Raw genomic sequence first — 12,463 nt, 5'->3', positions numbered from 1 at the left:
CTGTCTGGCGGGTTACTGTTTATTTACTTTTTCTTTTATTTTTCTGTTGCTTTGGTTGTCAGAGCGGAGAAAAGCCCGCAGTTACGGGCTTTTTCCCGGCAACCGGCTCGGCAACGGGATAGCAACGGGGTCGGCAACCGGCTGTGGTTTCCCCGGATTTTTCAGAAGGGAAGTTCCATCTGCTCGGTCACTTCCACAAATCCGTCCGGCGTTTTTTCACGCCCGTTGTCAGCGCCCGTTGCCGGGGCTTCCCGTTCCCAGCCCTTTTGCCTGCCGTATCCTTCAAATATCCGGGGATTGGAGAAATACTTCCATCCCGTGATACAGTGGTTCATGATGTCGTTGACTTCCCGGATTTCCCATTGCTTCGGCTCGTCAAAGGGGTGGTTCAGGGCTTCCTTAAAAAGCTGCTTGGAGCATACGGCGCTGCCGGTGTAGCGGTCAAGGTATGCCTGTATCATCCCGGCCTTGGTGTCCTCCGGCATGAAATCCCGCTGGTGTTCTTTGAGGTACTGTATCATTTCGGGTGTAAAAGACAGCTTAAAATCGCCGCTTTTGTAGGTCGTCATGGCTTCCGCCCATACCTGTTCGATATAGGCTCTGGAAGCGGCTTCATCGTCCAAAATGTGTACCTCGGCCTGTTCAGGGTAGACCATGACCGGCAGGAAGCGCCGGTTCCCGGAACGGTCAAGGGGCAGGAAGTCCAGCGCATTGGAAGTCCCGCCAAACACGCATTGCCGCAGCCTGTCCTCCGGGTGGGTTTCGTAGGGGATTTTATAGACCTCCTTCTGGCGGCTTAAAAATGACTTGATTTCCTCTATGCTCTTGGCGTTGGCAGTGGCAATCATCTCCGACATTTCAATTATCCAGTGGCCTTGTAACTTCCGGTACACGTTATCATCGTCCAGCTTCCGCAAATCATCGGAAAACCACTCGTCCTTTACGGCCAGCAGCCGGAAGAAGGTGGATTTCCCGGCTCCCTGACCGCCTACCAGACAGAGCATGACCTCAAACTTACAGCCGGGGCTGAAAGCCCGGTGGATGGCTCCCAGCAGGAACAGCCGCAGGGAATGGTAAGTGAAGTTGTCCGTGTCGGCTCCCAGAAAGTGCCGCAGGCAGTAGCGGATACGCTCTTTCCCGTCCCAGACAAGGCCGCTCAGATAGTCCCGGATGGGATGGTAGCTGTTGGCGTCTGCGGCCAGATCGGCGGCGTCTGCTATCTTTTTCTCGCTGGTCAGGCCGTAGGTATCTTCCAGATACAGCCGGATATATTTCATATCCGTGTCGGTCATGGCCTTGCTGCCGGTTCTGCGTTTCCTGCCGATGGGCTTTAGAAGGTCAATGCGCTCGGTCAGGAGATTTTTCGCAACCGCCCCGGAAAGGATGGGGTCATACTGGAACACGGTAAGGCAGTTGTGGATACTGTTCCGCACGCCGCCTTTCTCGGTGCTTTCCAGCATGGCCTTGACTTCCTCAACGCTCCGGGGCGGGGGTGCGGCTTCGATGGTGTCTGTCACGGCCTGCCGCAGTTCGGGCGGCAAGGTCTGCCATTCTCCGCTCAAGGTTCCTCACTTCCTTTCCGTAGCTGGCAATCAGGGCAGCCCGTTCCTCTATGTCGGAGAACAGCAGCACATCCAGCAGATATTTCACATGGGCTTGTTTCTGCAAGGCTTCCACGAAAAGCGGGTGCCATTCCTCGTCCGGTGTCTTGGAGGCATAGTCCCGCTTCCAGCGGCGCAGCAGATTGTGATAGTCGGACAGTACCCGGAAACAGTGGCGTTCCATGCGCTTAAATTGTTGCTCCGGGCTTTCCTGCCGGGGCTGGGGGCGGCGGCTCCTGCTTGGCGGCTCCTTATCCTCATAGGGGATGGAGAAGTCCTGCGCCAGCATGAGGGCGGCTTCCTTGGGGCTGACGTTTTCCAGACGGGAAACAAAGTCAATCACATCCCCGTCTGCCTGACAGCCGAAGCAATGGAAGCGCCGGTCTACCTTCATGCTGGGATTTTTATCGTCATGGAAGGGGCAGACGCACATCCCGTTTCTTCCTACCCGGATACCGTAATGCTCAGCAGCCTGCCGGGTGGTAACAGACTGCTTCACGGCTTCAAATACGTTCAATAGGCAAATCCTCCTGAAAATAAGAAAAGCGCCTGCCATTCTCACGGGGAAAATAGCAAGCGCCTGATTGGTTAAAGTTCCATATCCTGTTTTTGCTGGCGGCGGGGCGTCTGGCGTTTCTCTGCCTGTTCCTCCCGGATACGCTGCTCCCGGCCTTTGACTGCCTGCTGGATGGATGGTTTCTTTCCCGGCTCTGCGGTCTGGCGGTACTGCTCGGATGGCAAAACCTGATTGAGCCAGTGGCGCACATCCCGCAAAATCTTCACATCCTCCTGTACGGCAGTCAGTGCTTCCGTCTTGGAAGCGATATTCTCTGAAAGCTGTGCCTGTTCCCCGGCCAGCTTCTTCGTGCTGTACTTCGCCCCATCAAGGTGAACCTTGAAATACCGCAGGGCAGCGTTGTAGGCGTCCAGTTCCTCCTTATGGTCGGCGGCAAATTTCTCCTTGGGTTTCTTCCAGCGGATAGCAGCATATTTCGCATGAACCGGCTTGTTTGCTTCAAAGTTCCCGATATGGAAAAGCAGCCGGTCAATCTCTTTCACACGTTTCTCCATCGGCCTGATTTCCTCACGGATGGAAACGGCCTGTGCGCTGGCTTCATCCAGATAGGCGTCAAGGCTCTCCACGGTGGAAATCTCTTTCTGCCGCAGGAAATCAAGGGCTTCCATGACCTTGTTGAAATCGCCAACAGTGCCTTTCAGCTTCCCCTTGGAAGTCCAGCCGGTGCGTTCCTCACTCCGCATATCCAGATACCGGGAAAGCAGTTCGGGGATGGTCGGCTCCTTTGCCTGTTCCAGTGCTTCCAGCAGCGCCGCTTTTTTCTCTTTCAGGCCGGACAGCCAGCCCTTTAAGCTGCGTACCATCTGCCGGATAGACTGCATGAGGGAATTGGCGGCTTTGATGTCCCGGTTCAGGTTGCCGATGTTGGTCTGTATGCCTTTCTTCTCCAACTGGCTGACCGCTGGCCCCATGTGGACGGTGGGGATTTTATCAATCCCCTGTCGGGCATAGGAGCGAAGGTCAAGGCGCTCCGGGCTGCCGATGGCTTCCAGATAGCGGTTTGCTGTGTCAGCCCAGCCCTGCCGCCATATCTCGGCGTACTTCTGGTCGTTCCAGTCCACGGTGTCCTCCTTGTGGCTTTTCCATCTGCCGGACGCAAGCCGGATACGCTCGCCGTTCTCGTCAAGGTCGTAGACCTTCCGGCTCTTAGGGAGCCATTTCCCGGTTTCGTCCATCGCCCGCATGGTAAGAAGGATGTGGGCGTGGGGATTTCCGTCCCCCTTGTCATGGATGGCAAAGTCAGCAATCATGCCTTTGGAAACAAAAAACTCCCGGCAGTAGTCCCGGATAAGGTCGGCGTACTGTGACCGGGGAAGTTCCCTCGGTATGGCAAGCACGAACCTCCGGGCAAGCTGGGAGTTCCATTGTTTTTCTATGGCTTCGGCGGCGTTCCACAAGGTATTCCGGTCTGCGTACTCCGGCGGGGCATGGGGCGGCAGCATGATTTCGGTGTGGACGATTTCACTTTTATGGGAATAGTATTTCTGCTTCTGGTCGTATTCAGAAAACAGCCGTTCCCCGCTCTGGTAGGCGGCAGACGCAACGGCTGACTGGCGCTTGCTGCGCTGGATGATTTTCACATCAAAGTGCGGGCATGGCAAGTCGTGTCCTCCTTTCTCCCGGCGTCCAGGCAAAAAAAGAGCAGGGAACCTGTTTCAAGATTTCCTGCTCGGTGGTGCCGCCGGTGGCGGCTGGTATTCAGTTTTGAAAGTTCGGGTCAGGTTGGCCCGATTTCAATTTAATATTCGCAGTGTTGAAAAATTTGTTTTGTCAAAACACAAGAGAATATAAAAGTAATTATAGTGATTGCCGTGACAACCAATAAGCTGATATAGTACAAAGTATCTGAAACATTTCCATCAGAAAATGTATTAACTAACATAGTCAATGCGAATACTATGCCTATCGAACCAATCACACTTATAATCAGAATGACTTCTGTTTTCTCTGCTCCCCATAAATAGTAAAGTGGATAAGAAAAGGCTCCAATTAGAATAGCCAGTATTCCGCCGCCTAATACTAATGTGATAGCGTCACGGAAACCATAATAAAAGTATTGGTCGCCATGAATAAAAACTGTGAGGGTCATAAAAACAGCCACAATCACAACCCCAGATATACTCCATATTGTATGACTAATATATTGACTTTCAATAATGGCTTTTCGTCTAACCGGGAGAGTGAGTTTATATTTTTCCCATTTAGATGCGCTTTCTTTACGCACACATGAAACCATCAAAAGTGCAATTATCGGTGGAGCTATGAGAGAAAAAGCAGAAAGCAATGTTGCTTCCCCTGTTATAAGTAAAAGTACACCTACAAGCATTACAAATGCAAGTGCGATTTTCAGGTTTTCAATAACTCCATAGAAATTATTTTTCAAAAGACCTTTCATTTCTGTTCTCCTTTTACCAGTATTAGCATTATTTCATCAATCGTTGCATGGTCAATAACAATACCAGCATACTTTCGTTCGGCGGCTTCCTTATTATTAACCAGCACATCAATCTGATAATCTTGTCTGCGATAAGCAAGAATGTCACTTTTATCTAAATTTTCAAATTGTTTCTCTTTGCAACGCAATATGGCATATTTATAAATCAGATTATCTTTTGACTCGGTTAGAATAATGCGCCCTTGATGGATGAAAGTAATGTAATCTGCTATTTTTTCCAAATCACTTGTGATATGAGAAGAAAGTAAAATAGAATGATCGTCCTCACCAACAAAGTCCAGAAAAACCTCTAACATCTCATCTCTCATAATAGGGTCAAGGCCACTGGTAGCTTCATCTAAAATTAGCAACTTCGGATGATGCGATAATGCGACTGCGATTGCCAATTTCATTGTCATTCCTTTTGAATATTTTCCAATTTTCTGTTTCTCGTTTAGCCGGAATGTTTTTAAATATTTTTGAAACAAACTATTATCCCATTGAGAGAAAATTCCTTGCATAATCTCGGAAATTTGTTTGGCAGTAAGGTATTTCGGGAAATTATCCCCATCATAGACAACACCAATATCATTCCTCAATACGGTATCCTCGTCTTTCATTTCTTTCTCAAAGATTTGAATGGAACCAGAATTGCGGAACAGCGTATTCAAAATACAGCCTATGGTTGTTGTCTTACCAGCACCATTCTCCCCAACGAACCCCATAACAGACCCCATAGGTACTTCAAAAGACACATTATCCAAAAGAAAATCTGACGTTTCATAGGTCTTGCATACATTATCAAGTTTCAAAGCATAATTCATTTTATTCGTCCTCCATATAAAACATTGTGAGCAATTCCGTTAGTTTAGATAAAGGAATGTTGCTTACACGTCCAATATTAGCGGCAGCTTGCAAATGTTCTTCGGCAATACGTTGCTGTTCTTCTTGATAAAATTCCTTGTTTCGTGCTGATACAAAACTACCTCTGCCAACAGTTGTTTCAATAAAACCGTCCCTTTGCAAATCTTCATACGCCTTTTGGACGGTTATAACGCTAACGTGAATAGATTTAGCCAATGAACGCATTGAGGGGATGGCGTCTCCTGCTTGCAATTCTCCACTCATTATCATAGCTTTAATCTGTGTTGTTATTTGCTCGTATATTGGCTTATTTGCATTATTGCTGATTATGATTTCCATGCTTCACCGCCTTCACTTTAAAATGTACTGTATGTACAAGTACATTATATTCACATTCGGATTGGGTGTCAACAGAAAATTTATGAATGAATTTTAAACTTGCTGAACGGAACAGCTTGCAACGCAAGGTGCTTCCGGGCGGCAAGTCCACAAAGGGGTAGCTGGCGGCAGCCAGCGCAGGGGAAGTGTAGCTTCCCCTGTGATGATTGGCAGGAGTCGGAACGCTGCGGGCAATCATCCGCTTTCCGCAGGAAGCCCCCGGCAGGGCGCAACACACTACCTTCAGGTGGTGTATAGTTGCGCCCTCTTTCAGAGGGGTAGCCCACGGGCTGCGGCTCTGGAAGCAATTATGGCCGTTCCCGGCCTTTGTCCTCTCCCTGAAAATCGCCGTTTCCGGCGAACACTTTTTCCATAAGCTGCCGGGTGCTGTCCTGCCGGAACAGTAGCTTCAAGAACAAACTGACCTGTTCATCCGTGATAGCTTCCGGGTGGGGAAGGTAGCTTTCCAGCATGGCGGCTCTGGTACAAAGCCGGTGTGTCCGTTCCTTCCGTGTCAACGCCTTTATCTGGTGTTCCAATATCTTTTCTTCATGCTGCGCTCTCCGCAGCTTCTTTTCCGTTTTCTCTATTTCCTGATTGAGTGCTTCCAGCTTTTCATTCATAAGCGTCTGTCCTCCTTCTTTGGAATGAGTACATATATCTTGTTGGGTTCCCCGAAGCCCTGACGCACCCGCAGTATCAGTCCGGCGTCCTCCAATTCATTCAGGGAACGCTTCACGGTCATTGTGCTGCGGGCAAGTGCCGCCGCCAGTTCCACGATGGGGAAATGGATAAATAAAATCCCGTTGGTGTCCTCTATGCCGGACAGGAAAACAATATCCAACATCCGGGCGTACATGACCTTTGCGGTGCTGCTGATCGGGAGCCGCAGCATGGCTCTCGGCAGCGGCATACAGGGCGGCAGGGTGGTGTCTGCGGTCATAAATTCAACATCCATTCAATCGGTGTCCTCCTTTACTTTTCGTTTTGAGCGTTTGGAAAGATAATGGGGGCAGTCCACAATGACCGCCCGGAAACTCTGCTTACAAGTTCGCTGGCATTTCCGGCAAAGGTCGTTGTACGTTACCCGCCCCCGTTCATTGAGGAAGAAAGACAGTTCCAGCTTCCTCTTTTTCGGCATTCTCGGCATGGTGCCTCCTTAAACAAAAATCCGCCCATTTCAGCCGTAACAGCCGCAATAGACGGATAGCAGATTTTAGTGTCGTGTTTCGGGGCGATTTTCAGGGAAAAAGCGGCCATAGAACCGCCCGAAAATCCCCCGCAGTATTACGGATAGGGTAGACTATGCCCTATCGGATTGTTGTGTTTCGGTATCAATTCGGTGTTCATTTTCGCCGGTTCTCCCTGATGTCGTTCCTGCCCCTGGCTCTCACAACGGCGTTTCGCTCCCTTTGGTACGCTCGTTGCGGTCATGGTTCCTCCATTTCCCTGCCGCAAGTCATTGCGCTACATCGCCGGGGAGCATATCCCATACAGGCCGGTCATTCGATTGGAATAATCCATCGATGAACTAAGCCCATTATGGCACATTTTTGAGCCTTCTCCCGTATATCCACAAAGTAGGAAAACCGCCCCGAAATCGAAAATTTCCACGATTGCGGAACGGGTATGGTATAATGGAATTGACGGCGGCAGCCAGCCGCAGGAAGGAGCGATGTATCTATGAAAACCCGCATTTCCGTACAGGAACGCCTGAAAGATTTACGGGTAGAACGGGGCTTAAATCTGGAAGAACTGGCGCAGGAAACCGGCATTTCAAAATCAGCCCTCGGCAGCTATGAAAACGACAATGATGAATACAAGGAAATCAATCACGGCAGCCTGCTGAAGCTGGCAGACTTCTATAAAGTGTCCGTTGACTATCTGCTCGGCCTTACCAACAATCGGAAATATGAAAACACACCGATAGAAGAACTGCATTTGAGTGATGAAGTCGTGGAACTGCTGAAAAGTGAACGCTTCAACAACCGGCTGCTGTGTGAGATTATCTCCCATGAAAAATTCAAGGAACTGCTGGCAGACGCAGAAATCTATGTGGATGGGATAGCAACCATGCACTTCCATGACACAAACAGCTCACTGGCTGCTTTACGGGCTATGATACTGGAAGAACATCCCGAAGCTACGGCAGACCGGGCAATCAAAATATTGGAAGCCTGTCAGGTAGAGGAAGAAGATTTCTTCTGCCATGTGACGCACAAAACATGGGACGTTATTCTCCACGACATACGCAAGGCGCACGAAAATGACAATGAAAGTGCGCCGGATACCACTCCCGCCGATGAACTGATACGGGAAGTACAAAAGGCCATGCAATCGCCGGGGGACAGGGTTCAGCAATTCACGGAGATGTTCTGTAAGGCGTTCCAGCTTAAATATAAGCGGCTCTCACAAGAGGAACGAAGCCTTTTGAAGAAACTGTTCAAGAAATCCCCGCTGATAAAACAGTCCGGTATGAACTTCCGGCGCAGGCCGTGGAAATGAAAACTGCCGTTGTGGGAATGGTTGTTCCTGCAACGGCAGCTTTGATTATATATGAATTTGGAAATCCTGAAACTTAAACAATCCATTTCCCTGTTTGAGTTTTCCGGCTCTCTCTAATTGTGCAAATCCGGCTTCAATATCGGCTATCAAAGAAACGGGAATATCCAACTGATGGTGTCCGGGCAGAACTTTTTTTATATTGTATTTCCGTATTCGCCTTATAGATTGATAGAATAGCTTCGGGTCGGTAGTTGGGTAAAATGCGTCCAGGCTTCCCTTGTATATCAAATCCCCGGAATACAAATAGTTTCGTTCTGGTTCGTAAAAGCAACAATGTCCGGGAGAATGTCCCGGCGTGTGAACAACTTGAATTTCCCGCCCGCCTAAATTTAGAAAATCGCCATCGTGTAAAATTCTTTGTGGGATACCTTGAAAAATCTGATAAGCGTTAATATCAAAATCTCTTGGAAAATCACAAGGAAGCCTTGTCAAATTATTCTTCACAACTTGCAATGGTATCGGAAACCTGACCGATAGCCAGTCCTTTTCCGCTTCATGTACGGCGATATTATCAAAATACTTATGCCCGCCAATGTGATCCCAATGAACATGAGTTGTAACTGTCATAACAGGCAGCTTTGTCAGAGAGTCCACAATTTTTCTGATGTTGGAAACGCCTAAACCTGTATCAATGAGAATAGCATATTTTTCCCCACATAATAGATAACAATGTGTTTCTTCCCAGTGCTTGTATTCGCTAATAGAGAATGTATCACGGTCTATTTGCTCAATGGTAAACCAATTATCCATTCCGTATAATTACCTCCAGCAACTGAATTTCCAGTTAAAACCACTTTGCATTTTCATCTCTGAAATGTGGTATATTGCCATCTTTATAAGGGTCATACCGATTTTCGTTACAACCAAATTCTTTTAAGAGAGCAATCTTGCCATCTGGCGTCCATTCTATCAGTGACATTCCATCAAACGCTTCTACGTTACCGGCGTCCATCTTATTTTTGAAATACCATTCAACAATGGTTTGATTGCCTTTATGGAAAAATTGCTTGATGTCCCATTGCAAGACAGTTCCACGGGTATTCCATTCCTCAAACCAAAGTTTTATTTTCTTGGAGCCGTGGTACTCTGGCCCCCAACTTTCAATATATACGGCATTATCAGAAAATACATTAAATATACCCAAATCTTTTTTTGCAAGCCACATATCAAACCAAAGTCTGATAATTCTTTCTCTATTGTCCATTTCGCAGCGCCTTCCTTGTCAATTTAATTTTTCAGCGTCTTTGTCCTGCTCTAATTCAATTACATCCAAAATGCCACAATTCAGGGCTTCGCAGATACGAACCAGCGTTTCCATGCTGATGTTTTTGCCTTTACCCATGTTGGCAATCATATTTGTGGTAAGACCGGCGGCAATCCGCAAGTCCTCTTTCCTCATGTTGCGCTCAACCAGCGTGTGCCAGAGGGGTTTATAGCTTATGTGCATTTATCCTCCTGCCTTTCTCCCGGTTTCGGGGTTCCTGTTCCCATTATATCAAAATTCTTGCTAACTCACAAACATTTCTTGACACAACCGCCGGTTCCGTCTGGATTGTGCTTTTCCTTTCTTCTCTTGATTACATCTACTTAGCCATAAGCTGCTTCATGCCCTGGGACTTTGCGCCGGGGTTATCGTTGCCGTAGCCCTCAAGCAGATTGATTGCACCCCAGATGCCAAGACCTGCGCCCAGAGCGATAACGAGAGTCTGAAGAACGGTTACTGCGCTATTGAAAAATGCCATAATATTTTCCTCCTAAAATTTGAAATTGTTTTGAGAATAGAAAAAGCCCTCCGTACTACCGGCATCAAAACCGGACGGAAGGCTTAGTTTACGAGAATCTTTTCAAGGAACTCCTCGACGGTTATCACGCCAAGTTTCTGTTCCATTCTGCTTCTTGCATATTCAGTTTCACAATCATATATATCACCACCACCTTTCATAAGAAACAGCCAATACATTGACTGCAACAAATCTTCACGAGAAGCACAGATTGTCGGTGAAAAAACGACAGGTGAAACCTTCAGAACCTCTGCGAGTTTCGCTGTGGTTTCTGCATTAGGGGTTCGAGCGTTTTTCTCATACTGAGCAATACGGACATCCGCTGTTTTCTCGGAATACCCCATCAGGAGTCCAAGCTCTTTCTGGGTAAGGCGGCGAAATCGTCTAACGAACTTCAATCGCTGCCCAATAGAGGTATCCGTGATCCACCAAGTCATTTTTTTTACACCTCGCTTTCTGCAAATTCTCGATATACAACCTCATTTTTTGCTCTGCGCTTGCCTACGGCTTCACTGGGAGCAAGGTCAGGGTAGGTTGCCTGCACTTTCTGTCTGCTTCTGCGGACAGTTTCAAACCCCGGAAAGCTGCGTCTATCCAGTTCCTTCAAAAACACAGGAACCGTCATGGCATGAATGTCGATGCCACGCAGACCGGAATAGTGTTCCAGTACCATCAGGTACAAATGATTGTCGGTATTTCTTGCCTTGTGGTCGTGTTCCAAGATGTTCTTAACCAGGGCAGATACCGTTTTCAGATTTTCCAAACAGAAACCTCCTTAATCCGCATCGACTACCACAAACTCATCACCTGCCTTGAGCTTCAACCTTCGACTCAGAAACTGCTCAATGTTGAACTCATTTCTCTTATCAAAGTCTGATGTGTACTTATAATTGGGGTGCTGCGTCAGATCGTACTTGTCAGAAAGAAACGGTCTGACACCACGCAACTGCAAAATACACTTGCTGCCATCCAGAACCGCAAGCTCATCTACGCTCGCAAGGTCTTTGCCTAACTTCTGATAATTCAAGCCGTAAGACGGGCTGTTACCTCTGGTGTTGGAGGTGTTGTAGGTGTCGATAGTTTCTTTTCCCAATGCCTGATTCAGTTCTTTGAGCGTGGTTGGCTCAGAACCACCCAGGAAAATTCGGGAATCCATGTTGCCGATGATGGTATCGGCATTGTCTTTATAAATGGCTTTCAGCTGTGATTGTGCCTGGAGAACAAGGCAAGCCGATATTTCACGGCTTCGGATTGTCGCTACCAGTTTTTCCAGATTGGGAATCTGACCGATGTTTGCCATCTCATCAATCAAGCAGCGCACATGAACCGGCAGTCTGCCGCCGTACACATCATCTGCTTTCTCGCACAACAAGTTGAACAGCTGTGTGTAAATCATGGAGATCAAAAAATTAAACGTCGCATCCGTATCTGACATAATCAGAAAGAGCGCCGTTTTCTTATCTCCGAGAGTATCCAACTGCAACTCGTCATAGGCAGTCACATCTCTGACCTCCTGAATATCAAAAGGAGCCAGACGAGCGCCGCAGGAAATCAAAATCGACTTAGCGGTCTTGCCGGCAGCCAGCTTGTATTTTTTATACTGACGGACTGCAAAGTGATTCGGCTTTTTCTTTTCCAGGGCTTCAAACATCAGATCCACCGGGTTCTGGAACTCCTCATCATCTTCCCGCACCTCCATTGCGTTCAGGAACTCAATCAGGGTGGAGAAATTCTGTTCCTCAACCGGAGCTTCATAGTGGATATATCCGATCAAGGCACAGTAGAGCAGCGTTTCCGCCTTCGTCCAGAACTCATCACCGGCTTTTCCATCACCCTTTGTGTTGGCAATCAGCGTTGTCACCAGTTTCAGAATGTCTTTTTCTGAATGGATATAGGCAAATGGGTTATAGTGCATCGACTTCTGAAAGTTGATGGTGTTGAAAATCTTGATGGTGTAGCCATGCTTCAAAAGGGCGTTGCCGCACTCAATCACGATGCTGCCTTTCGGGTCAGTGACCACATAGGAACTGTGCATCTGGAGAAGGTTTGGCTTCAACCAAAAGCGAGTTTTACCGGAACCCGAACCGCCGATAATCAGAACATTCTTATTTCGGGCATTGGCAGGATTCTTCGGGCGATTGCTCATCATCAGCCGCTCCGTTTTCGTCAGGATCACATTGTCCTCGAACTTTGGTGCAATAAACGGCTCAATATCTTTTGCCGTTCCCCATGAAGCGTTTTGTCAAGTGCTTTTTTGAGTTAT

16 protein-coding genes and 2 pseudogenes are annotated in these 12,463 nt (G+C 47.9%); 1 reads left to right on the top strand and 17 read right to left on the bottom strand.

Features of this window, described 5'->3' with window-relative positions; translation table 11 throughout:
• Window positions 1–161 precede the first annotated feature (161 nt).
• From DXD12_RS04480 to DXD12_RS15230, 10 genes are all read right to left on the bottom strand, one after another.
• A complete protein-coding gene (locus DXD12_RS04480; protein WP_015540959.1) occupies window positions 162–1,460 on the bottom strand; it encodes a virulence-associated E family protein in 1,299 nt (432 codons plus the stop codon).
• Between the two features lie 13 nt (window positions 1,461–1,473).
• The gene (locus DXD12_RS04475; protein ID WP_181975445.1) at window positions 1,474–2,118 is read right to left on the bottom strand and encodes a CHC2 zinc finger domain-containing protein; all 645 of its coding nucleotides are present in this window, start codon (window positions 2,116–2,118) and stop codon (window positions 1,474–1,476) included.
• Between the two features lie 71 nt (window positions 2,119–2,189).
• Window positions 2,190–3,779 carry a MobQ family relaxase gene (mobQ, locus tag DXD12_RS04470; protein WP_055052368.1) on the bottom strand — a complete coding sequence of 530 codons (1,590 nt, stop codon included), beginning with the start codon at window positions 3,777–3,779 and terminating at the stop codon, window positions 2,190–2,192.
• Window positions 3,780–3,916: 137 nt separating this feature from the next.
• Window positions 3,917–4,573, bottom strand: coding sequence for an ABC-2 transporter permease (locus DXD12_RS04465; RefSeq protein WP_015540957.1), 657 nt, complete (start codon window positions 4,571–4,573; stop codon window positions 3,917–3,919).
• A complete protein-coding gene (locus DXD12_RS04460) occupies window positions 4,570–5,436 on the bottom strand; it encodes an ABC transporter ATP-binding protein (protein ID WP_055052367.1) in 867 nt (288 codons plus the stop codon). The genes DXD12_RS04465 and DXD12_RS04460 overlap by 4 nt, the downstream gene beginning before the upstream one ends.
• Window position 5,437: 1 nt before the next feature.
• Window positions 5,438–5,815 carry a GntR family transcriptional regulator gene (locus DXD12_RS04455; protein ID WP_015540956.1) on the bottom strand — a complete coding sequence of 126 codons (378 nt, stop codon included), beginning with the start codon at window positions 5,813–5,815 and terminating at the stop codon, window positions 5,438–5,440.
• A gap of 347 nt (window positions 5,816–6,162) precedes the next feature.
• The gene (locus tag DXD12_RS04445) at window positions 6,163–6,477 is read right to left on the bottom strand and encodes a DUF3847 domain-containing protein (RefSeq protein ID WP_015540955.1); all 315 of its coding nucleotides are present in this window, start codon (window positions 6,475–6,477) and stop codon (window positions 6,163–6,165) included.
• Window positions 6,474–6,812: a DeoR family transcriptional regulator gene (locus DXD12_RS04440; protein ID WP_015540954.1), complete on the bottom strand. Its 339-nt coding sequence runs from the start codon at window positions 6,810–6,812 to the stop codon at window positions 6,474–6,476. The genes DXD12_RS04445 and DXD12_RS04440 overlap by 4 nt, the downstream gene beginning before the upstream one ends.
• Window positions 6,813–7,004: a hypothetical protein gene (locus tag DXD12_RS15235; RefSeq protein WP_172455309.1), complete on the bottom strand. Its 192-nt coding sequence runs from the start codon at window positions 7,002–7,004 to the stop codon at window positions 6,813–6,815. It lies immediately after the preceding gene.
• 137 nt (window positions 7,005–7,141) lie between these two features.
• On the bottom strand, window positions 7,142–7,288 hold the full coding sequence (locus DXD12_RS15230; protein ID WP_157908598.1) for a hypothetical protein: 147 nt from the start codon (window positions 7,286–7,288) through the stop codon (window positions 7,142–7,144).
• A gap of 249 nt (window positions 7,289–7,537) precedes the next feature.
• Here DXD12_RS15230 and DXD12_RS04425 point away from each other — a divergent pair, with 249 nt between their 5' ends.
• The gene (locus DXD12_RS04425) at window positions 7,538–8,359 is read left to right on the top strand and encodes a helix-turn-helix transcriptional regulator (RefSeq protein ID WP_015540952.1); all 822 of its coding nucleotides are present in this window, start codon (window positions 7,538–7,540) and stop codon (window positions 8,357–8,359) included.
• 45 nt (window positions 8,360–8,404) lie between these two features.
• Here the strand turns inward: DXD12_RS04425 and DXD12_RS04420 are convergent, their stop codons facing one another.
• From DXD12_RS04420 to DXD12_RS04390, 7 genes and pseudogenes are all read right to left on the bottom strand, one after another.
• Window positions 8,405–9,169 (bottom strand): MBL fold metallo-hydrolase, encoded by a 765-nt coding sequence (locus DXD12_RS04420; protein ID WP_015540951.1) that lies wholly within the window; start codon window positions 9,167–9,169, stop codon window positions 8,405–8,407.
• A gap of 34 nt (window positions 9,170–9,203) precedes the next feature.
• Entirely contained in the window at window positions 9,204–9,623 is a 420-nt protein-coding gene (locus DXD12_RS04415; protein ID WP_015540950.1) for a nuclear transport factor 2 family protein, read from the bottom strand.
• Between the two features lie 18 nt (window positions 9,624–9,641).
• Window positions 9,642–9,866 (bottom strand): helix-turn-helix domain-containing protein, encoded by a 225-nt coding sequence (locus DXD12_RS04410; RefSeq protein WP_015540949.1) that lies wholly within the window; start codon window positions 9,864–9,866, stop codon window positions 9,642–9,644.
• A gap of 142 nt (window positions 9,867–10,008) precedes the next feature.
• A pseudogene (locus DXD12_RS04405) lies at window positions 10,009–10,161 on the bottom strand (Maff2 family protein); the annotation flags it as partial.
• 83 nt (window positions 10,162–10,244) lie between these two features.
• Window positions 10,245–10,637 carry a helix-turn-helix transcriptional regulator gene (locus tag DXD12_RS04400; protein ID WP_002304334.1) on the bottom strand — a complete coding sequence of 131 codons (393 nt, stop codon included), beginning with the start codon at window positions 10,635–10,637 and terminating at the stop codon, window positions 10,245–10,247.
• A gap of 5 nt (window positions 10,638–10,642) precedes the next feature.
• Window positions 10,643–10,963, bottom strand: coding sequence for a hypothetical protein (locus DXD12_RS04395; RefSeq protein ID WP_002304332.1), 321 nt, complete (start codon window positions 10,961–10,963; stop codon window positions 10,643–10,645).
• Window positions 10,964–10,975: 12 nt separating this feature from the next.
• A pseudogene (locus DXD12_RS04390) lies at window positions 10,976–12,439 on the bottom strand (type IV secretory system conjugative DNA transfer family protein); the annotation flags it as partial.
• Window positions 12,440–12,463 lie beyond the last annotated feature (24 nt).

The organism is Clostridium sp. TF11-13AC, from assembly GCF_003481065.1.
Lineage (GTDB): Bacteria > Bacillota > Clostridia > Lachnospirales > Lachnospiraceae > Otoolea > Otoolea fessa.
Note: the sequence above shows the minus strand (reverse complement) of the source record. Positions and strands in the feature narration are given on the sequence as shown.

What these genes read in the sequence shown, in the direction of transcription:
- DXD12_RS04420 (WP_015540951.1), bottom strand. Translation starts at nt 9,169, where the DNA reads ATGGATAATTGGTTTACCATTGAGCAAATAGACCGTGATACATTCTCT.
- DXD12_RS04415 (WP_015540950.1), bottom strand. Translation starts at nt 9,623, where the DNA reads ATGGACAATAGAGAAAGAATTATCAGACTTTGGTTTGATATGTGGCTT.
- DXD12_RS04425 (WP_015540952.1), top strand. Translation starts at nt 7,538, where the DNA reads ATGAAAACCCGCATTTCCGTACAGGAACGCCTGAAAGATTTACGGGTA.
- DXD12_RS04400 (WP_002304334.1), bottom strand. Translation starts at nt 10,637, where the DNA reads ATGACTTGGTGGATCACGGATACCTCTATTGGGCAGCGATTGAAGTTC.
- DXD12_RS04465 (WP_015540957.1), bottom strand. Translation starts at nt 4,573, where the DNA reads ATGAAAGGTCTTTTGAAAAATAATTTCTATGGAGTTATTGAAAACCTG.
- DXD12_RS15230 (WP_157908598.1), bottom strand. Translation starts at nt 7,288, where the DNA reads ATGACCGCAACGAGCGTACCAAAGGGAGCGAAACGCCGTTGTGAGAGC.
- DXD12_RS04455 (WP_015540956.1), bottom strand. Translation starts at nt 5,815, where the DNA reads ATGGAAATCATAATCAGCAATAATGCAAATAAGCCAATATACGAGCAA.
- DXD12_RS04460 (WP_055052367.1), bottom strand. Translation starts at nt 5,436, where the DNA reads ATGAATTATGCTTTGAAACTTGATAATGTATGCAAGACCTATGAAACG.
- DXD12_RS04410 (WP_015540949.1), bottom strand. Translation starts at nt 9,866, where the DNA reads ATGCACATAAGCTATAAACCCCTCTGGCACACGCTGGTTGAGCGCAAC.
- DXD12_RS04440 (WP_015540954.1), bottom strand. Translation starts at nt 6,812, where the DNA reads ATGGATGTTGAATTTATGACCGCAGACACCACCCTGCCGCCCTGTATG.
- DXD12_RS04480 (WP_015540959.1), bottom strand. Translation starts at nt 1,460, where the DNA reads ATGCTGGAAAGCACCGAGAAAGGCGGCGTGCGGAACAGTATCCACAAC.
- DXD12_RS04445 (WP_015540955.1), bottom strand. Translation starts at nt 6,477, where the DNA reads ATGAATGAAAAGCTGGAAGCACTCAATCAGGAAATAGAGAAAACGGAA.
- DXD12_RS15235 (WP_172455309.1), bottom strand. Translation starts at nt 7,004, where the DNA reads ATGCCGAGAATGCCGAAAAAGAGGAAGCTGGAACTGTCTTTCTTCCTC.